This is a genomic window from Pedobacter sp. KACC 23697 (assembly GCF_045348445.1).
GTDB lineage: Bacteria > Bacteroidota > Bacteroidia > Sphingobacteriales > Sphingobacteriaceae > Pedobacter.
On the sequence record NZ_CP157485.1, the window covers coordinates 3,638,140 to 3,657,321 of the forward strand.

Sequence of the window (19,182 nt, forward strand, 5' to 3'; positions counted from 1 at the left end):
CCAAAATTGAAAAAAATAAAATAAAATAAATTTTCCAACCAATAATGACCTCCTTTATAAATTCAGTTGTCAGGCTCTTATAATTGAATACTAAGTATAACGAAAGAAAAATAAAAAAATTAACAATTGTTTCTCTAGAAATTCTTTTTAGCATAATATATAAAAATATACGGAAAAGTGCTAAACACTCTTCCGCATTGAAAATTATTTTTTTATTTGTACACATTTGCATCACCATGGCGGGGATCATTTCTCAATGACGAGCTTATATCGCTTGCCGCCCTAAAAGTATAACCAATTGCATATGCAACATCATACCAAAAACTGCCACCTTCTATGATTAACATATCCTGAGCAGTAAGTTCTTCTAAATTTAATTCTTTAAAGTTCATAATTATAAATTAGTTTAATTAGCATTCCAACCGTCAGAGAATCCTTTTTTAATTTCATCCCAATTATCAACCACCTCTGTAAGAAGATAGCCCCATCCCAGCTTCTTAATCCAGCCTGGGGTACTATTTCCCCCATTTTCTTCAATCATTTCTCTGGCATCCATCTCTAGAACACCAAAATTTGATAATTCTAATTTTTTCATTTCGTTTAATTTAAATTTTTGCTTCTTACTCGTTTAAGGCTTTTCAGGTTCCGCCTATGTTGGCCTAACATGAAACAAGTATGGGATATTAAATTTCAATCAAAAAAAAAGATACACTAAAAGCCTTTTTATAAGTACAAAACATAGTTTAACAGCTAACGATCAGCTTAGACCGTGTATTCAAATATTATAATACAAATATGTATCTTAAAATTGCTTATCGTTTAAATAAATATCTACTATAATTGTAATCGAAATTATTAAAAAACCATGATTCACCAATTGGATTGATTTTGTAAAGAAGTATAAACTAAATAATGATTACTATTTAAACCATACAATCTATTGGGTTGATACAGACAAAAAGCCAGTTGGTGTATATTTTTTGGCGAAAGCATTCAGAAATAACACCTTTAAGCACATTTATTTAACTATCTAATATTACAATCATGAAAAACAAAAAATTAGAAAAAAAGACATTGTTTATTTTTAAGCGAAACTACTTTGACAATTTAACGAAAGAGCAGATGAGGAGAATTAATGGGGGCAATCATCCTAACCAATTAGAATCTGCTGGAAATGCTTCAACGTTACCCGACTGCGACAAAACTCAAGCAAAAACAGTAATTAGCCAATAAGAATTTATTTTTACATTTATAATCGATCCTAAATCAATACCATATTGTAAAATGAAATATTTGTTAGTCACCCTATTTTTCTTGTCTAATCTTAAGTCAATAGCTCAAAATTGCAATTGCTCAATTAACTTTGATTATATGGTAAAAAAGATAAAGTTAAATTATGTTGGCTATAATGATAAAATAAATAAATCAAACAAAGTTAAGTTTCAGAAGTTTACAGACAGCCTACAAAAACTTACACATACTTCGAATGCTTCTGAATGCGTATTAATATGTAATACTTGGTTAAATTTTTTCAAGGATCAGCATGTAGGTTTCGCAATAGAGTTTAAAGACCAACATCCCGATTCAATAAGAGCATTTTTCTCCAAAGAAGAACATGTAGCATGGTCTCAACAAGATTTTATTAAATATTTAAATAATGATAAAATTAAAAAAGACGGCATAGAGCGTATTTGGAGCAATGAGAGTGGGACATATCAAATAGCTGTTCGAAAAACTGGAATTAGAGATAAGGAATTTTACGGTTTTATACTGAAAGCAGATGGCGCAAAATGGGTTCCGGGTCAGATAAAGTGGAAGTTGTTAAAAACTGGCAATAAATATAAAACCATTTACTATCGAGCAATAGATCATTCCTTAAATTATCCTCCTTTACTTGTAGACGCAGGCACGTTAGATTTTGGACCATTTGGCAAATGGCATAGCGGCATTAAAAAACCAAAAGACAATGCAACAATAAAGAGTGTAGATCTTTCCCCTAAGTTTAGAATTATAGACAATGAAACCTACTTAATTGAAATGCCATCTTTTAGATCATTAGACTATATATCAAAAACCGACAGCTTAATAAAAAAAAATGAAGCCCAACTAAAAAGTAGAAAGCATTTAATTATAGATCTCAGAAACAATTCGGGAGGAACGGTATTGATATTTAGAAATTTAATGCCTTACATCTATACAAATCCAATTTTAACAGAAGGGGGAATAGTATTAGCAACCGAAGACAATATAAAAGATCGATATTCCACAGAATATCCTCAATTACCTGATAGCATGCAACTGATTTTTAAACAAAATTTATTAAAACTTAAAGCTCATCAAGGCGAATTATACAATTTGTATCCTATAGATACAATAAAATATGATGCAATATTAAAAAATCCTGAACGTGTTTCTTTTCTTGTAAATAGAAATACTGCCAGTGCGGCCGAACTTTTTATTTTGCAGGCAAAACAGAGTAAAAAAGTAAAAGTATATGGTGAGAATACGGCAGGTGCAATTGATTATTTAGAAGTAGTTACTACAGCAATGCCTTGCTCTTTTTATTCCTTATGGTACCCTACCGTTAAATCAACACGCTTACCAGCATTCCCCTTAGACAACATTGGTATTGAACCCGATATCAAAATACCACATGATACAATTGATTGGATAGATTTCGTAAAACATCATTAATTAAATTCATAAAAGTGTATTTAAATAAATATAGGCTAAAGATATACCATGTATTTTTTTGGATGCTGTATATCTTTTTAGGTAATCTGTCCGAATTCATAAATAGCCCTGATACTTATGAATTCGGATTAGCAGATGTTATATTTTCTAACCTTCCAAATATTTGTACATTTTATTTATCTATTTGGATACTTGGCAAGTACACCAACCCGCTAAAAACATATAGATTATTATTGGCCATTTTATTTATTTATATATTTGCTTTTATTCAATGGTACGTTACAGGCTATCATATCAGACCGTTAATTAAAGCAAGTGGGGACTCTACTCCAATCTTTAATTTTTCTCAACATGCGATTTCAGTTCTATGGGTATTTATAAAATACTTTTTCTGGGGCTTTGGTTATCACTACGCAAGTGAAAGCATTAAACATGAACGAAAACTACGCCTCATCGAAAAAGAAAAACACGAAGCAGAATATGCCTTTCTTCGCGCCCAAATCAACCCTCATTTTTTAAACAACACGCTCAATTTCTTTTTTGCAAAATCCTTACCCTTATCCCAAGAATTAGCTGATGGTATCATGACACTTAGTCAAATCATGCGTTATTCCCTAGAAATGGATAAAGATGACCGAATGACAGTAATAGATGAGGAAATAGAGCACATTAACAACGTAATTAAAATTAATCAGCTTCGTTTCAATAACAAGTTGCTGATTGATTTTAAAGTGAAAGGAAACACCAATAATATAAGACTGATACCGTTAATTCTAATTACGATTGTAGAAAACATATTAAAACATGGCAGCTGTACAGATCAGGCTCATCCGGTTAAAATAGCTTTAAGCATTGATGAAATAAACCATAAGATCCAACTCAGTACTTGGAATAAAAAGAAAAACGGGCCTAAAGAACTGTCAAGCGGTATAGGTATGGAGAATATAAAGAAGCGGCTAAGAAATCATTACAATAATGATTTTGCTTTAAACATTACTGAGACTGAGCTTGATTATAGTTTAGAGTTAATTTTACCTTTCAAAGCAACCGATAGCCAGGAAAAACCAAGCTCTTCTGATAAATTGGATTTTTTAACATATTTTAAGTTACCTCAAATTAATCCTCAGCCCGCACCTCATGATTAACTGCATTATAGTTGATGACGAAGAACATGCTATTGAAGTAATACAACTTTACCTTAAATCGGTTGTAGCGATACAAATTATAGCAACATTTACCAGCCCGATTGATGCGCTAAATTTCTTAAGCAATAACAAAGTAGATCTTATCTTTTTAGATATCCACATGCCCGAAATATCAGGTATCGAATTTATCCAAACGATGAACGATAAAGAGGTACAGGTGATACTCACCACTGCCTATAAAGATTTTGCCACTGATGGCTTTGATCTTGAGGTGGTAGATTATTTAGTTAAACCCATCCCGCTGCACCGTTTTTTACAATCCATAAACAAGGTCCAAAAAAATATTAACACAAAAAAAGGTAATGCACATGTAAGCCAGCAGCATGAGGATTATTTTATGGTCAAAACAGAGGCTAAAGGTAAGATGCTTAAGATTAATATTGCCGAAATCGATTTTGTAGAAGGCATGAAGAACTATATCGCATTTCATCATAATGGGATTAGAACACTGGCGCTGCTTACCATGAAAGACGTGGAAGAAAGGCTGCCCAAAGCCAAATTTATCAGAGTACAAAAGTCTTTTATAGTGGCACTTGATAAAATCACTTCTATAGATGGAAACCGCATTATCCTAAAAGGTATTTCAGCAGAAATACTGATAGGAGAAACTTATCGAAAAGATTTCCTTGATATGATGAAACAAAAGTTGCTTTTATAACATAGTTGACAAATCCCTGCCGCCTTGTTAATAAAGTTGTCAACTCTTCCTGCAAAGCCTAAACTATACGGATTTTAGCCGCAATTTCTTTAAATTTACCTACTTATTGACTTCGGGCTTTAGACTTCCGAATCCAGATTGACTACACAAACGTTTACGCTGTTTTCTTTACAGAATAATGGAATGGCCTACCCCAAAAAGCATTATCTTTGCATAAATCATAAAAAATAAAATATGCTTAAAGGATTTTTTAACGTACCTACCCCGGTTAACGAGCCCATTAATAGCTATGCACCAGGCACAAAAGAGCGTTCGCTTTTAAAAGAGGCTATTGCCGAGGCGCGTGCTAAACAATTGGATATTCCGATGTTTATTGGCGGAAAAGAGGTACATACTAAAAATAAAAAGAAAGTTGTAGCTCCACACGATCATCAACATGTACTGGCTACCTTTAGTTATGGCGATAAAGGCCATGTAAAAGAAGCCATAGATGCTGCTTTGGCAGCCAAAGCAGATTGGGAAGCTTTAGCCTGGGAACATAGAGCGGCTATTTTTATGAAAGCTGCTGATTTGTTTGCTACAAAATACCGCTACCAAATTAATGCGGCAACCATGCTTGGACAAAGTAAAAATGCCTATCAGGCTGAAATTGATGCTGCTTGCGAACTGGTAGATTTCTTACGTTTTAATGTAAGTTATATGCAGGATATTTATGGTCAACAGCCACCGGTATCGCCAAATGGCATGTGGAACAGAACGGAACAGCGACCTTTAGAGGGTTTTATATTTGCTTTAACACCTTTCAACTTTACCGCAATTGCTGGTAATTTACCTGCTTGTGTAGCCATGATGGGTAATGTGGTGGTTTGGAAACCTGCCGATACGCAAGTTTATGCGGCTAATGTAATTATGCAGGTTTTCCGCGAAGCAGGCTTACCTGACGGCGTAATTAATCTTATTTTTGCAGATGGACCTGAAGTTGGCGAGGTGGTTTTTAATCATGCTGATTTCGCAGGCATCCACTTTACAGGCTCAACAAAAGTATTTCAGGAAATTTGGAAAACAATTGGAACAAATATCCATAAATACAAATCATATCCACGCATTGTTGGCGAAACTGGTGGTAAAGATTTTATCCTGGTTCACCCAAGTGCGGATGTTGCTGCTTCAGTTACTGCAATTGTTAGGGGCGCTTTCGAATATCAGGGACAAAAATGTTCTGCAGCCAGCCGTACTTATATCCCAAAAAGCTTATGGCCGGAGATTAAAAAACTAATGATCAGAGATTTAGCATCATTTAAAATGGGCGGAACGGAAGATTTCGGTAACTTTATTAATGCCGTTATTGATGAGCGTTCTTTCGATAAATTGGCTAAATATATCGATCAGGCTAAAAAAGATCAAGGTGTAGAAGTTATTGCCGGTGGCAACTATGATAAGAGCAAAGGTTATTTCATCGAACCTACCGTTTTAGTGGTTGACGATCCGAAATATACCACCATGTGTGAAGAACTTTTTGGTCCGGTATTATCTGTTTACGTATATGAAGATCAGAAATTTGACCAGATTTTAGAAATCATCGACACCACTTCACCCTATGCCTTAACGGGAGCTATTTTATCACAAGATAGATATGCTATAGAAAAAGCCAGCTATGCCTTACGCAACGCTGCTGGTAATTTTTACATTAACGACAAATGTACAGGTGCTGTAGTTGGGCAACAACCATTTGGTGGAGCAAGAGGATCAGGTACTAATGATAAAGCCGGGGCAATGATTAATTTATTGCGTTGGGTTTCTCCACGTACCATTAAAGAAACTTTTAATCCTCCTACGGATTACCGTTACCCTTTTTTGACAGAAGATTAACATAAACATGATATCGAAACCTCCGGAAACACCCGGGGGTTTTATTTTTTACAGGGTTGGCCAGATTAGTGGCATTATCTCCCTGAAAAAACTAAATGACCTTATTGTTCACTGCATAAGAAAGTGCTTCTACGATATTGCCAACACCAAAATTCTCGAATATTTTTCGTCGATAGTACTTTATGGTATCTGGAGAAACAAATATTTTGTCGGCGATCTGGCTGATGGTTAAACCTTGTGCATATAATCGTAAAACTTCGATTTCGCGCTCACTAAGCTGAGCTTTCAATTGTTTGTTCCAAACCTGTTTTTTTACATCAAGCTCCCAGATCTGATTGGAGCCATGTTTATGAATAGCAGCATGGCCTGCCGTTTTATTCGATGAAATGGATACCACGCAAATGGCTTTCCACATCTTTCCTTCGGCATTAAGAAAAAGCGGGGTAAGCTTATGGTTAATCAAGGTCGTTTTCCCACCCTTGTTCAACAAATGAAAATCGTAAGTAATACTATACAGTTTTTTCTCGTTAAGGGGTAGTTTCTCAAAAAAATTAAATCCGGTTTCGTTAATCATATCCAGCAGATGCAGATCTTTTTCGGGCACATTATTCATGTAAAAATCATAACCCAAAGTCATTACTTCTGCCACAGTGTGGCCACAAAGAAAAATTGGATTACTAGACACATATTCGAATTTCATTTCAGCATAATCGATCACATACACACTTTGATAGGTTAATTTTTCGAAAGCACTGATGGCTTCCAGATAATTATCCAGCTGGAGTATATCGTGTGAAGTGATGTTTTCTATTTTGTTTTTAGTAAGTAAACCGCTATGCTGATCAGCTTTCATGATATTACTAAAGTAGCAAAAATTACACTAAAGTGTAAACGCCAATCAGATTACATTTCTGAATTTTGTAGCCTAGCACAAATCAGTATGGCAGCAGAAAAATTATCTAAGCTGGATTTCTCCGAATTAACTAAAAACAAAGCAAAATTAAAAGCTCTAATCATTGCAGGTACGATTGTCTGGCTATTTTTGATGATCTGCGTAATATACCTGTTCGTATTTAAATCAAAATCAGCAATTCCATTTATAGCGATTCTGACTGCTATACCTATCACATTCTTACCGGCAGTTAACAGCCTTACTCAAATTAATAAGGAAATCAAATCACGCAATCAAAATTAATTGATAATGACAGCAATCTGTATTAGCTGCAATCAGGATATACCTGAAAATTACTGTACCAGATGTGGCGAACCCGCCAAACTTAAAAGAATTGACCGGCATTATATCCAGCATGAAGTAGAGCACGTACTCCATTTAGAAAAAGGAATATTTTATACCGTTAAAGAATTATTAATCAGGCCAGGGCAAACCATCCATAATTTTATATCCAGTGATAGAAGCAGACTGGTAAAACCGGTTGTATTTTTGGTCGTAACTTCTCTAATTTACACGCTGATTAATCATTTTTTCCATATTGAAGAAGGCTACTTTAATTTTGATCAAACCAAAACTGCAGCGATAAATCCGATTAATGAATGGATTCAGAGCCACTATGGTTATGCCAATATTATTTTGGGCGTATTTTTAGCACTATGGCTGAAACTTTTTTTCAGAAAATATGATTATAATTTTTTCGAATTACTGATTCTATTGTGTTTTCTTCAGGGAATGGGCATGCTCATATTTGCGGTTTTCGCCGCAATTGAAGGACTCACCCATATACACCTTTTGCAATATTCCGGGATGCTGTTTGTGCTTTACTTTTCGTGGGCCGTAGGACAGTTTTATGATAAGCACAAATACATGAATTATCTGAAAGCATTTGGTGTTTATATTTTCGGCATAATTACCTTTACGGCTTGCATATTTATAATAGGGTTAACGATATACATTATCACCAAACATTAATATCGCTTTCTCGTTCTTAAAGATGGTTAAAATTAACTATGGCCTTTAAAAGAGTAAACCCAATCTTTTGAATCAGTAAGCTGCAGCAAGCGGCTTTGGTAAGGAAAATACATGCCAAAAGCAATAATATGCTGCGGTGGCAAACCTGCCCCAAAAATGAAAGCCCGGAAAAAATTCCGGGCTTTCGCTAACAACTAAAAAATGGCACTAATTATGGTGCATTTATCCTACCTGGAACGCAGGGGCAACATCATCAACGCAGGTACAAGTTACATTCAGGTCTTTAATAATTCCTGTTTTTAAGCTATACACCCATGCATGTACGGCCAGTTCCTGACCATTGGCCCAGGCACTCTGTACAATGGAGGTATTGGTTACATTTGCAGCTCCTTCAATCGCATTTAATTCCACTAAACGATCAAATCGCAGATCAGGATCTTCAATTGTTGCCATTTCGCGCTCGTGGGTACGGTATACATCGCGGATATTTCTCAACCAGTTATCAATAATTCCAACCTGTTTATTGCCTAATGCAGCTTTTACACCACCACAACCGTAATGACCACAAACAATAACGTGTTTAACTTTTAATACATTAATCGAATAATCGAGCACAGAAAGTAAATTCATATCTGTATGCACAACTACATTGGCTATATTTCTATGCACAAAAATATCACCCGGTTTAGTATTTGTGATCTGGTTTGCCGGCACACGGCTATCAGAGCAGCCGATCCACAATACCGGTGGACTTTGACCGGCTGACAATTTATCGAAAAATTCAGGATCGTTATCAATCGTATCTTTAACCCAATCTTTATTACCTTGTAACAAGGTTTCGTATGAAATATCTTTCGTTTCTATTGTTTTTGCGCACATAATTATAATTTATTAATTTCTTCTTCTACTTTAATATTTAATTTTGGTACTGTATAATGTTTTTGGATGTTCTCCAGGGTTACGATAATGCCTTTAGTATAAGCATTATGCTTATAATTATAAATGGTCTCCAATACGTCAGGATCGATGTACCGGGCATTTGAGCCATCAATAACTACATTTGTTTCTTTTGGAATATTCGTTAAAACTACCTGTATCGCTGCTTTATTTAAAAAAGAAACCTCTTCTGCCAGTTTAATTCTGATATTCTTTTTGTCGCCTTCGTTGGTAATCCGGTAAAAAAAAGGATTACGCATATTGGTCCGTAATAAATAAAAAACGGAAACCAACATACCAACAGCCACACCTTTTAACAGATCGGTAAACAATACCGCCAATACGGTAACCACAAATGGTACAAACTGATCCCAGCCTTTGTGGTACATATGTTTAAAAAGGCTGATCCGGGTTAGTTTATATCCGGTTACCAAAAGAATTGCAGCTAAACAAGATAACGGAATCATGTTAATGAGCCCCGGAATAAACAATAGCGACAATAATAACCAAGTACCATGAAAAATAGCCGACATTTTGGTTCTGCCACCAGCGTTTACATTTGCAGAACTCCGTACAATTACCGATGTCATCGGTAAACCACCAACCATACCGCTGGTCATATTGCCTATGCCCTGTGCAATCAGCTCCCTGTTTGTTGGTGTTATACGCTTAATCGGATCAATTTTATCCACCGCTTCGATACTGAGCAAAGTTTCTAAACTTGCTACAATGGCAATGGTTATGGCTACTATGTACACATTCTTATTGGCCAGCTGAGAAAAATCTGGCATCGTAAATAGCCCTAAAAATTGGCTAACGCCATTAACTACCGGGATTTTCACCATTTGATCGGCCCGTAGCGGATAATTGGTTCCGGCAAAAACCAGGGTTCCAAGAACCCCTAAAGTAACGACCAACAATGGGGCTGGTACAACCGCCAATTTTGGAAACTTAGGCCACAAAATCAGAATAGCTATTGATAATAAACTGATAACCACCGCAGCCAGACTAAAATGGCTTATAGCTGCAGTAATCGCTGAAAAAGTATTTTCATGATCCTGTTGGAAGAAACCCTCATCGCCGGTAAAATCAGTGTCAACACCCAACGCATGCGGCAATTGTTTTAAGATTAAAATCAGTCCGATAGCGGCAAGCATCCCTTCAATTACACTCGAAGGGAAGTAATTACCAATGGTTCCGGCTTTAACCAGACCTAAAATCAGCTGGAATACCCCTGCCAATACCACAGCAAGTAAAAATGTTGGATAACTCCCCAATGAGGTTATTGCACCTAAAACAATAACCGTTAAACCTGCTGCCGGGCCGCTCACACTTAATTGTGAGCCACTAAAAGAGGCGACCACAATTCCCCCTATAATCCCGGTGATTAAACCGGCAAATAAAGGCGCGCCAGAAGCCAGGGCAATACCCAAACACAATGGTAAGGCCACTAAGAACACCACAATACTTGAGGGTAAATCTTTCCTTAGATTCTTTTTAAGAAAATATTTTTTCACATCCGAACCTGAAAAGGCCGGGTTAAACTTTTGCATAACGATATAATTATCTTAGTAAATTTTAACGAATAAAATCGTAGGGGATTAAAAAAACAAATACACAAAGCATCAGCATATTGTACCCATTTAAGCATAGCAATAACGCTCAATAACATTGAGCAGGTAATTTTTACCCCAAATAATAACTACTAGATAATGTTAGGCGGAGGTGTTGGAACAGTAGGATGATATGGATCTACATATCTTTTAAAATGTTCTATAAAACTGCTCTTCAAAAAGAAATGGCTGGAAGAGAACTCATAAGAAAGGATTGGATGATTAAGCTCGGTGAGTTTGAAATCAGTAAATTTTGCAGTGTCTTTGGCGGAATCTTTTCCGCCTTCATGCTCTAACTCGATTTGCATGATTACGGCATTCATAATTTCCTTGTCTATACTTGTATAAAATACCGGTGCACCAGAAATACCCATCTTCGCCATGAAGATGACCATAAAAGTGGCAACGATTAAATACTTGTATTTCCTTAAAAACATTTGAAAATTCTAATGCTGTTTTAATTCTTATGCTTACAAAAATAAACGGATAATTGGTTTTTCAATGCATCGGGCTGTAAAAAAAATGTAATTTAAGTAAAACGCTGATATCCTTCAGGCAGAAACAAGGTTCTTTATCAATTTTGGGAAACAGTTGGTTCTATTATTATTGGTCAGTTAAATCCTGCCATCCGCTAAATCTTTCCGGCAAAATTAGCCTTAAGTTTATAATTAATCGAAGCCAAAAAGGATACCACTCCTCTCAGGTTTAGTTTACAAAGGTTTGTTTCCAGGCACCGACCCAGGTTAAATATACCCGATTGAACGGACGCCAATTTCCTTCAAATTGGCTAGAGGGAAAGCGGAACTGAAAATGCCAAAAGCACAGTACCGTTCATTTCCCAATTACTAATGTTTTTCTTTTTTTGTAAATGAAAGACAGCATTTCAAAGGTACTGTAGCCCCGCCATCCGCTAAATCTTTTTGGTAAAATTAGCTGTAAATTCAAAATCAATCGAAGCCAAAAAGGATACCGCTTCTGTCAGGTTTAACTAACAGAGGTTTGTTTTCCAAGCACCAGTCTGGGTAAAATAAACCCGATCCGATAGCTATCGGATGCCGGGAAGAGTTTCCGATCCTTCATCGGAACCCGTACCAAAAGCGGGACTGAAATTGCCAAAAGATCAGAACCAACCATTTCCTAATCATCCAAACTATTCTAACTGGAAATGAAAAGTAAATTTTCATAGATACAAGATACACTAGCCCGCCATTTGCTTTACTCAACATCGAGTGCTTTTATAAAATAATACCTTGCATTACCACTAGTAATTTTTAATTTTAAAATCTCATCGCATGGCAATGGAAAAAAAAATAGCATTACTCAAAGATAAGATCAACCAGGCCAATCTCGGCGGCGGACAGTCCCGTATCGACAGTCAGCATAAAAAAGGTAAACTTACCGCCCGCGAGCGCATTCATTTTTTAATGGATGAAGGCAGCTTTGAAGAAATTGGCATGATGGTAACCCACCGGAGCACCGACTTTGGCATGGAAAGCGAAAAATACCTTGGTGATGGCGTGGTAACGGGTTATGGAACCATTAACGGCAGGTTAACCTATGTATTCTCGCAGGATTTTACCGTGTTCGGCGGCTCTCTTTCTGAAACCCATGCAGAGAAAATTTGCAAGTTGATGGATATGGCCATGAAAAACGGGGCTCCATTAATCGGCTTAAATGATAGCGGTGGTGCACGTATCCAGGAAGGTGTTGTTTCTTTGGGCGGTTATGCCGATATCTTTTATAAAAATGTACAGGCTTCGGGCGTAATTCCGCAGCTATCGGCCATCATGGGGCCATGCGCGGGGGGAGCCGTGTATTCGCCAGCCATTACTGATTTTATTTTGATGGTAGAAAATACTTCTTACATGTTTGTAACCGGACCAAATGTAGTTAAAACGGTAACACACGAAGAAGTAACTTCTGAAGAACTGGGAGGTGCCAGTACACATGCTACAAAATCTGGTGTTACACATTTTGCCTGTGCAAATGAGATTGAAGCCATTAATCATGTTAAAAAACTGTTGAGCTATATGCCACAAAATTGTGAGGAGATAGCCGATCATTTACCTTACGAAGCAGCTGATGAAAGCCGACCAGAACTCAACACGCTTATGCCAGAAAATGCTTCACAACCTTATGATATACGTGAAGTGATTGCTGCCGTGGCTGATACCGACAGCTTTTTAGAAGTACATGCCGCCTATGCAGAAAATATTGTGGTGGGTTTTGCCCGTCTTGCAGGCAGGAGCATCGGTATCGTAGCCAATCAGCCCGCCTACCTGGCAGGCGTTTTAGACAGTAATTCTTCAGCAAAAGCTGCACGTTTTGTACGCTTTTGCGATTGCTTCAACATTCCGCTGCTGGTATTTGAAGATGTTCCGGGTTTTCTACCAGGCACAGACCAGGAGTGGAATGGCATTATCACCAATGGTGCAAAATTATTATATGCTTTTAGTGAGGCTACTGTACCACGCATTACCGTAATTACCAGGAAAGCTTATGGGGGTGCTTACGATGTAATGAACAGCAAACATATTGGTGCAGATATGAACTACGCCTGGCCAAGTGCAGAAATTGCTGTGATGGGTGCCAAAGGTGCTGCAGAAATTATTTTTAAGCGGGAAATTACCGCAGCAGAAAACCCTGAAGAAAAATGGCTGGAGAAAGAAAAATTATATTCCGATATCTTTGCCAACCCTTATCGTGCTGCTGAACGTGGTTTTGTTGATGAAGTAATTGAGCCAGCCCAAACCCGTACCAAGTTGATCAAAGCATTTAAAATGCTGGAAAATAAGGTGGTCAATAACCCTAAAAAGAAACATGGAAATATACCTTTGTAAGGATGGAAGATGGACAAAGTAAGATGGTAAATGAAATAACTCTACCATCATGCATTTTACATTACACTTCTTACACATTAACTCCATCATCCATTTTACATTTTACATATTACATAACTTTACATGTTAAAACGAGCGGATATTCTTCTCATGGCTTTTTGCACAGGCCTCATTGTTGCAAATATTTATTACTGCCAGCCTTTGGTAATCCTGATTGCAAAAGATTATCAGCTTACCGAACCTGTTGCCGGGAAGATTACCTACCTTACGCAGATCGGTTACGCTTTAGGCCTTTTCCTATTAGTGCCTCTGGGCGATATGTTTGAACGTAAAAAACAGATCCTCTTGATTACCGGACTTGCTATTTTGGCCTTACTGGTTGCTGCGGTTTCGCAAAGCTTTTTTATACTGGAAGTGGCCTCAATATTAATTGGCGCCTGCTCTATTGTACCTCAATTAATATTGCCCTTGGCAGCTAATTTAAGTACAGATGAGAATCGTGGAGCCAACATCGGGATAATTATGAGCGGTTTACTGGTTGGAATTTTAGCCTCACGCGCGGTAAGTGGCAGTATTGGCTTTTGGCTAGGTTGGCGGGCTGTTTATTATATGGCGGCGGGAATTTGTGGCTTGCTTATTTTTTTAATGGCCAAACGCTTTCCACAAAGTTATCCCAATTTTAAAGGCTCATACAAAGAACTCATGCGTTCGATGTTCGGTTACATCAAAACCCAACCTGTATTAAGGGAAACTTCGATTATTAATTTTCTGGCTTTTGCCATTATCAGTGCATTCTGGACAACCATGGTGTTATTTCTTGCTAACCCACCCTTTAATTTCCAAACATTACAGATCGGGCTATTTGGAATTGCCGGAGCAGCGGGTGCATTGGCTGCACCACTGGTTGGAAAATTAAGCGATGGCAACAATCCGCGCAAAAACTTAATGATCGGTTTTATCTTACAAATCGTCAGTATCGCTTTGTTTTATTTTACAAACAACCATTTATACCTTTTTGTAATTGGTATTGTATTGATCGATATCGGCCAGCAAGCCATACATGTAACCAACCAGACCCGCATTTATACCCTCATATCAGAAGCCAGAAACAGATTGAACACTATTTTTATGTCGGTGAGTTTTATTGGTGCCAGCTGTGGCTCGGCACTGGGTTTATGGCTCTGGGACAAAGGCGGCTGGGCTTTATTCTGCTACGGAATGACAGGTATAATCGTCCTTAATATTTTTATTTATCAGTTTTACGGAAAGAAAAAACAAATAATAAACCAATAAAATTTTATGAAATCTAAAAACGCGATCAAAACATTTTCAATGCTGTTTATTTGTCTGGCCATTTTTGGTATGGCAAAAGCGCAAGACAGTACAAAGGTAGAACAACCAGCAGAAGTAAAGTCGCTCCATAAAATAAGGCTTACCATTTTGGGCGCAGGTTATGAAAGGGAACAAAAAGTAGGTAAAATCACTTCGGTCTATTTCGGTGCATTAGCCCAGGGGGCTCTTATTTATCAAACCGAAATTACAGTGGATAACAATTACAATTTGAGCACCCATACAGAAACAATTTTTAAGGTTTACCCTGCACTAAACGCAGGATTTAGACATTATTACAATTTTAACCGGAGGATCAAAAAGGGTAAAAAAACCTTAAATAATAGTGCTGGTTATGTAGGCCTTGATGTATTGACGATTATCCCGACCCAAAGCAACACGTTGTATGGTTCACAGATCAACATTATGCCACAATGGGGATTTCAGACCTATGCCGGCAGAAAGGTTAACTTCGAATTGTCTCTGGGCCCACTTGCCTCAATCAATAAAACCACTACTTATTATGGAATTGGTGGCAGAATAGGCTTTAGCTTTTTATTATAAATATGGTTCAAATTGAGCAAATATTCCCATCGCTAACCTGGCGGATCAGACACGAGGCTATGTACCCTGAATTACCATTTGACAGTGTAAAGCTTCCGGATGATTTTAATGGCATCCATTTTGGATTATATCTTGATCATCAGTTAACCGGAGTAGTTTCTCTGTTTTATGATGGAGATGTGTATCAGTTCCGTAAACTAGCCATTCTGCCTGCTGCTCAAAATGCAGGTTATGGTTCGCAACTAATGGCTTACATCCTCGATTTTTGTAAAATTCAAAAAGCAACAAAACTATGGTGCAATGCACGTGTAAATGCTAAGGAATTTTATTTTAAATTTGGCTTCCGCGAAACGGATCAAACCTTTTTTAAAAATGGTTACGATTTTGTGATCATGGAAAAAGAACTATCATAATCATTAACAAGACGGGCAAAACGCATCACGCCATGCGCTTTACCCATGCTATAAAAAATAACATATGGCTAAGAAAAAAGACGACGAAAAGAAAAAACATGTTGCTGTGGTTACCAAAAAATCACTGCAGTTTCTTGAAGAATACATCAATAACCCTGCCCCCACTGGTTATGAATGGGAAGGACAAAAACTTTGGTTAAATTATTTAAAACCCTATATCGACGAACATTTTATCGATAATTACGGTACCGCTGTAGGTGTTATTAATCCTAAAGCTGATTTCAAAGTAGTTATTGAAGCCCATGCTGATGAAATTTCCTGGTATGTAAACTACATCACCAACGATGGTTTAATTTATGTAATCCGCAATGGCGGTTCTGACCATCAGATTGCACCTTCTAAACGCGTAAACATCCATACCGAGAAAGGTTTAGTTAAAGCAGTATTCGGCTGGCCGGCCATCCATACCCGCCATGGCGAGAAAGAACAGGCTCCGGAGTTAAAAAATATCTTTTTGGATTGCGGCTGCACCTCAAAAGAAGAAGTAGAAAAATTAGGCATTCATGTAGGCTGTGTAATTACTTACGAAGATGAGTTTATGGTTTTGAACGACCGCTATTATGTTGGACGTGCTTTAGATAACCGTGTGGGTGGTTTTATGATTGCCGAAGTAGCCCGTTTATTAAAAGAAAACAAGAAAAAACTTCCTTTCGGCTTATACATTGTAAACTCGGTACAGGAAGAAATCGGTTTACGCGGTGCCGAGATGATTGCCCAGCGAATTAAACCAAATGTGGCCATCATTACCGATGTAACGCACGATACCACTACGCCAATGATTAATAAAAACATTCAGGGCGATTTATCTGCAGGTAAAGGCCCTGTTGTTTCATATGCTCCGGCTGTACAAACCAATTTAAATAAACTATTAATCCAAACGGCTGAGAAAAATCAGATTCCATTCCAACGTCAGGCATCTTCACGTTCTACCGGAACCGATACCGATGCATTTGCCTATTCTAATGGTGGTGTACCATCAGCATTAATTTCGTTGCCATTACGCTACATGCATACTACGGTAGAAATGGTGCACAAAGAGGATGTTGACAATGTAATCAGCCTGATATACGAAAGCTTGTTGAACATTAGCAACGGTCAGGACTTCAGGACATTTAAATAATGGAAAAGGTAAATCACCAAAAAATAATCATAAGCACCCTGTTAAAGGTTTTGCTTATGATTATCGTTATTTTTATTCTTAACTCCTGGCCAAACATTAAACAGAGTTTTAGCGGTAATGTACCGCCATTTGATTATTGGCTAAATCATAGTTTTAAAATAAGTAATATCATCCTCATTTTAGGATTTGGTGGTTATTTTTATTATAAAGATTTAACCGATCAAAAAGAACTGATTGAAAAGTCAAAAAACACTGATCAGCACGAAGTTTAACAAATAATACTAAAGAGGTTTTATCATAAAAAATCTCGAAGGTTGTATGTTTTAATCCTAACTTTTAGTGAGCTTTCCAGATGAACTGCCCATATTATTGCAGTTCATCTGGCGGGCTATTGCAGACAGCACCTGTTAGTGCTATACTTATTCCACGCAAAGGCTATATTTACGACATATCATCATACCTTGGAGCACGGGTTAGGGATGACGACCTCTAACAGCATCAGATTTGCAGAAAAATCTTCCTTCAGGAAGAAAACTTGATATCCAAGATACAGCCTCTACTTTCTCTTTATCCCAGCAATCGTCTGATCTGAAGTAATTTTTACTGATTAGGGATGATTAACTTCCTGATCTGAACATTAATTTTTATTAATACTCAGCATATCTTCACATTGTTTATGTAATTTACCTACATAGTTTATCCTTTTATTTATGAACACAAACAAAAAAAATGTTGATCTATCCGTTATTTGCGATGATCATTGGGATGTGGTATTTGACCACCTTGGCCTTGGTTTTTGGGAGCTGAGTATAGCAACAGGCATACTTCGTTCAACCCGATCGTTTAAAGAGAATTTTGGTTATCCGTCAGATGGCGTTTTAAGCTATGAAACGGTTTTGGGATTAATCCTGCCGGAAGACCTCGATCATGTTCAGGATGAAATAGAGCTTACCGTAACCAAAGAAAAAAACAGTTATAACGTGTTGTACCGAATCCGCCGTCCGGATGGGAAAATCAGATGGATCAAAGCCAATGGAATACTGTCCCAAAAGGAAGGCGAATCGTTAAAACTGATCGGAACAACTTTAGATGTTACTGATTTTAAACAATCTCCATCTTAATTAAAGATCATTCAGTTCAATCCAAACAGGTCCGTGATCGCTTGTTTTTTCCCATCCCCTAACGTTCCTATCCACACCTGCTGATTTTAAGCGATCGCTCACCTGAGGACTCAATAAAAAATGATCAATTCTTAATCCGGCATTTCTGCCATAGGCATTACGGAAATAATCCCAGAAAGTATAAATGGTTTCATTAGGATATAACTTCCTGATCGCATCCGTCCAGCCTTGTGCCATTAAGTTTCTAAATGCCTCCCGGGTTTCCGGACGGAACAATGCATCTTCAACCCATCGTTCAGGTTTATAGGCATCCATTTCTGTCGGAATTACATTATAATCGCCTGCTAAAACCACTGGTATATTCCTCGCCAGCAAAGTTGCTGTATGTGCAGCAAAGCGTTCAAACCATTGCAGTTTATAATCAAACTTGGGGCCTGGTGCCGGATTGCCATTGGGCAGGTATAAACAAGCAATTACAATACCGTTTACCATGGCCTCTATATACCTGCTTTGCACATCTTCAGGATCCCCTTCTAAACCTCGCTTCAGTTCGGTTATTTCTAAATTTCTGGCAAGTATGGCCACTCCGTTCCAGCTTTTCTGTCCGTACCAGATGGCATTGTAACCAGCATCTTTAATGGCCTGTTCAGGAAATTTTTCCTGAGGGGCCTTTAGCTCCTGCAGACATACCACATCTGGCTGGGTTTCTTCCAGCCAACGTAATAATACAGGCAAGCGGCCATTTACACCGTTCACATTATAAGTAGCTATTTTCATGTCATAAATCTCAGCATTAAAAACCCAAAAATAGAAGATTGTTATATTTTTGATCTTAA

The 19,182-nt window shown here is 37.4% G+C and carries 21 protein-coding genes; 14 read left to right on the forward strand and 7 right to left on the reverse strand.

The window, feature by feature from the left end:
* Window positions 1-212: 212 nt before the first annotated feature.
* Window positions 213-392, reverse strand: a complete 180-nt coding sequence (locus ABEG20_RS14490) for a hypothetical protein (protein WP_406824029.1) — start codon at window positions 390-392, stop codon at window positions 213-215.
* A 14-nt stretch (window positions 393-406) separates the two neighbouring features.
* Window positions 407-595: a hypothetical protein gene (locus ABEG20_RS14495; protein WP_406824030.1), complete on the reverse strand. Its 189-nt coding sequence runs from the start codon at window positions 593-595 to the stop codon at window positions 407-409.
* Window positions 596-1,044: 449 nt separating this feature from the next.
* On the opposite strand from ABEG20_RS14495, the gene ABEG20_RS14500 reads away from it, so the two are divergent.
* From ABEG20_RS14500 to pruA, 5 genes are all read left to right on the forward strand, one after another.
* Window positions 1,045-1,233 carry a hypothetical protein gene (locus ABEG20_RS14500; protein WP_406824031.1) on the forward strand — a complete coding sequence of 63 codons (189 nt, stop codon included), beginning with the start codon at window positions 1,045-1,047 and terminating at the stop codon, window positions 1,231-1,233.
* Between the two features lie 138 nt (window positions 1,234-1,371).
* Window positions 1,372-2,694, forward strand: coding sequence for a S41 family peptidase (locus tag ABEG20_RS14505; protein ID WP_406824032.1), 1,323 nt, complete (start codon window positions 1,372-1,374; stop codon window positions 2,692-2,694).
* Window positions 2,695-2,756: 62 nt separating this feature from the next.
* On the forward strand, window positions 2,757-3,839 hold the full coding sequence (locus ABEG20_RS14510) for a sensor histidine kinase (protein WP_406824033.1): 1,083 nt from the start codon (window positions 2,757-2,759) through the stop codon (window positions 3,837-3,839).
* Window positions 3,832-4,557, forward strand: coding sequence for a LytR/AlgR family response regulator transcription factor (locus ABEG20_RS14515; protein ID WP_406824034.1), 726 nt, complete (start codon window positions 3,832-3,834; stop codon window positions 4,555-4,557). Before ABEG20_RS14510 ends, ABEG20_RS14515 begins: the two co-directional genes overlap by 8 nt.
* A 234-nt stretch (window positions 4,558-4,791) precedes the next feature.
* On the forward strand, window positions 4,792-6,426 hold the full coding sequence (gene pruA, locus ABEG20_RS14520; RefSeq protein ID WP_406824035.1) for an L-glutamate gamma-semialdehyde dehydrogenase: 1,635 nt from the start codon (window positions 4,792-4,794) through the stop codon (window positions 6,424-6,426).
* A gap of 91 nt (window positions 6,427-6,517) precedes the next feature.
* Here pruA and ABEG20_RS14525 read toward each other — a convergent pair whose 3' ends face one another.
* Entirely contained in the window at window positions 6,518-7,279 is a 762-nt protein-coding gene (locus ABEG20_RS14525; protein WP_406824036.1) for a response regulator transcription factor, read from the reverse strand.
* Window positions 7,280-7,366: 87 nt separating this feature from the next.
* On the opposite strand from ABEG20_RS14525, the gene ABEG20_RS14530 reads away from it, so the two are divergent.
* Together ABEG20_RS14530 and ABEG20_RS14535 are read left to right on the forward strand one after the other, a co-directional pair.
* Complete coding sequence (locus ABEG20_RS14530) at window positions 7,367-7,621, forward strand: hypothetical protein (RefSeq protein ID WP_406824037.1); 255 nt, start codon at window positions 7,367-7,369, stop codon at window positions 7,619-7,621.
* A gap of 6 nt (window positions 7,622-7,627) precedes the next feature.
* Entirely contained in the window at window positions 7,628-8,350 is a 723-nt protein-coding gene (locus ABEG20_RS14535; RefSeq protein ID WP_406824038.1) for a DUF3667 domain-containing protein, read from the forward strand.
* A 222-nt stretch (window positions 8,351-8,572) separates the two neighbouring features.
* Here the strand turns inward: ABEG20_RS14535 and can are convergent, their stop codons facing one another.
* From can to ABEG20_RS14550, 3 genes are all read right to left on the reverse strand, one after another.
* Window positions 8,573-9,229, reverse strand: a complete 657-nt coding sequence (gene can / locus ABEG20_RS14540) for a carbonate dehydratase (protein WP_406824039.1) — start codon at window positions 9,227-9,229, stop codon at window positions 8,573-8,575.
* A gap of 2 nt (window positions 9,230-9,231) precedes the next feature.
* Entirely contained in the window at window positions 9,232-10,839 is a 1,608-nt protein-coding gene (locus tag ABEG20_RS14545) for a SulP family inorganic anion transporter (protein WP_406824040.1), read from the reverse strand.
* 152 nt (window positions 10,840-10,991) lie between these two features.
* Window positions 10,992-11,336: a hypothetical protein gene (locus tag ABEG20_RS14550; RefSeq protein WP_406824041.1), complete on the reverse strand. Its 345-nt coding sequence runs from the start codon at window positions 11,334-11,336 to the stop codon at window positions 10,992-10,994.
* An 861-nt stretch (window positions 11,337-12,197) separates the two neighbouring features.
* On the opposite strand from ABEG20_RS14550, the gene ABEG20_RS14555 reads away from it, so the two are divergent.
* From ABEG20_RS14555 to ABEG20_RS14585, 7 genes are all read left to right on the forward strand, one after another.
* Window positions 12,198-13,739, forward strand: coding sequence for an acyl-CoA carboxylase subunit beta (locus tag ABEG20_RS14555; RefSeq protein WP_406824042.1), 1,542 nt, complete (start codon window positions 12,198-12,200; stop codon window positions 13,737-13,739).
* Between the two features lie 150 nt (window positions 13,740-13,889).
* Window positions 13,890-15,032, forward strand: coding sequence for an MFS transporter (locus ABEG20_RS14560; protein WP_406824043.1), 1,143 nt, complete (start codon window positions 13,890-13,892; stop codon window positions 15,030-15,032).
* A gap of 6 nt (window positions 15,033-15,038) precedes the next feature.
* On the forward strand, window positions 15,039-15,632 hold the full coding sequence (locus ABEG20_RS14565; RefSeq protein ID WP_406824044.1) for a hypothetical protein: 594 nt from the start codon (window positions 15,039-15,041) through the stop codon (window positions 15,630-15,632).
* Between the two features lie 2 nt (window positions 15,633-15,634).
* Window positions 15,635-16,045, forward strand: coding sequence for a GNAT family N-acetyltransferase (locus tag ABEG20_RS14570; RefSeq protein WP_406824045.1), 411 nt, complete (start codon window positions 15,635-15,637; stop codon window positions 16,043-16,045).
* A 64-nt stretch (window positions 16,046-16,109) separates the two neighbouring features.
* On the forward strand, window positions 16,110-17,225 hold the full coding sequence (locus ABEG20_RS14575) for a M42 family metallopeptidase (protein WP_265851701.1): 1,116 nt from the start codon (window positions 16,110-16,112) through the stop codon (window positions 17,223-17,225).
* Window positions 17,225-17,497 (forward strand): hypothetical protein, encoded by a 273-nt coding sequence (locus tag ABEG20_RS14580; RefSeq protein WP_406824046.1) that lies wholly within the window; start codon window positions 17,225-17,227, stop codon window positions 17,495-17,497. Before ABEG20_RS14575 ends, ABEG20_RS14580 begins: the two co-directional genes overlap by 1 nt.
* Before the next feature lie 438 nt (window positions 17,498-17,935).
* On the forward strand, window positions 17,936-18,346 hold the full coding sequence (locus tag ABEG20_RS14585; RefSeq protein ID WP_406824047.1) for a PAS domain-containing protein: 411 nt from the start codon (window positions 17,936-17,938) through the stop codon (window positions 18,344-18,346).
* Here the strand turns inward: ABEG20_RS14585 and xth are convergent, their stop codons facing one another.
* Window positions 18,347-19,123, reverse strand: coding sequence for an exodeoxyribonuclease III (gene xth, locus ABEG20_RS14590; protein ID WP_406824048.1), 777 nt, complete (start codon window positions 19,121-19,123; stop codon window positions 18,347-18,349).
* Between the last annotated feature and the right edge of the window lie 59 nt (window positions 19,124-19,182).

Coding starts and splice junctions, on each gene's coding strand:
- ABEG20_RS14490 (WP_406824029.1), bottom strand. CDS start 392: ATGAACTTTAAAGAATTAAATTTAGAAGAACTTACTGCTCAGGATATG.
- ABEG20_RS14495 (WP_406824030.1), bottom strand. CDS start 595: ATGAAAAAATTAGAATTATCAAATTTTGGTGTTCTAGAGATGGATGCC.
- ABEG20_RS14500 (WP_406824031.1), top strand. CDS start 1,045: ATGAAAAACAAAAAATTAGAAAAAAAGACATTGTTTATTTTTAAGCGA.
- ABEG20_RS14505 (WP_406824032.1), top strand. CDS start 1,372: ATGGTAAAAAAGATAAAGTTAAATTATGTTGGCTATAATGATAAAATA.
- ABEG20_RS14510 (WP_406824033.1), top strand. CDS start 2,757: ATGCTGTATATCTTTTTAGGTAATCTGTCCGAATTCATAAATAGCCCT.
- ABEG20_RS14515 (WP_406824034.1), top strand. CDS start 3,832: ATGATTAACTGCATTATAGTTGATGACGAAGAACATGCTATTGAAGTA.
- pruA (WP_406824035.1), top strand. CDS start 4,792: ATGCTTAAAGGATTTTTTAACGTACCTACCCCGGTTAACGAGCCCATT.
- ABEG20_RS14525 (WP_406824036.1), bottom strand. CDS start 7,279: ATGAAAGCTGATCAGCATAGCGGTTTACTTACTAAAAACAAAATAGAA.
- ABEG20_RS14530 (WP_406824037.1), top strand. CDS start 7,367: ATGGCAGCAGAAAAATTATCTAAGCTGGATTTCTCCGAATTAACTAAA.
- ABEG20_RS14535 (WP_406824038.1), top strand. CDS start 7,628: ATGACAGCAATCTGTATTAGCTGCAATCAGGATATACCTGAAAATTAC.
- can (WP_406824039.1), bottom strand. CDS start 9,229: ATGTGCGCAAAAACAATAGAAACGAAAGATATTTCATACGAAACCTTG.
- ABEG20_RS14545 (WP_406824040.1), bottom strand. CDS start 10,839: ATGCAAAAGTTTAACCCGGCCTTTTCAGGTTCGGATGTGAAAAAATAT.
- ABEG20_RS14550 (WP_406824041.1), bottom strand. CDS start 11,336: ATGTTTTTAAGGAAATACAAGTATTTAATCGTTGCCACTTTTATGGTC.
- ABEG20_RS14555 (WP_406824042.1), top strand. CDS start 12,198: ATGGAAAAAAAAATAGCATTACTCAAAGATAAGATCAACCAGGCCAAT.
- ABEG20_RS14560 (WP_406824043.1), top strand. CDS start 13,890: ATGGCTTTTTGCACAGGCCTCATTGTTGCAAATATTTATTACTGCCAG.
- ABEG20_RS14565 (WP_406824044.1), top strand. CDS start 15,039: ATGAAATCTAAAAACGCGATCAAAACATTTTCAATGCTGTTTATTTGT.
- ABEG20_RS14570 (WP_406824045.1), top strand. CDS start 15,635: ATGGTTCAAATTGAGCAAATATTCCCATCGCTAACCTGGCGGATCAGA.
- ABEG20_RS14575 (WP_265851701.1), top strand. CDS start 16,110: ATGGCTAAGAAAAAAGACGACGAAAAGAAAAAACATGTTGCTGTGGTT.
- ABEG20_RS14580 (WP_406824046.1), top strand. CDS start 17,225: ATGGAAAAGGTAAATCACCAAAAAATAATCATAAGCACCCTGTTAAAG.
- ABEG20_RS14585 (WP_406824047.1), top strand. CDS start 17,936: ATGAACACAAACAAAAAAAATGTTGATCTATCCGTTATTTGCGATGAT.
- xth (WP_406824048.1), bottom strand. CDS start 19,123: ATGAAAATAGCTACTTATAATGTGAACGGTGTAAATGGCCGCTTGCCT.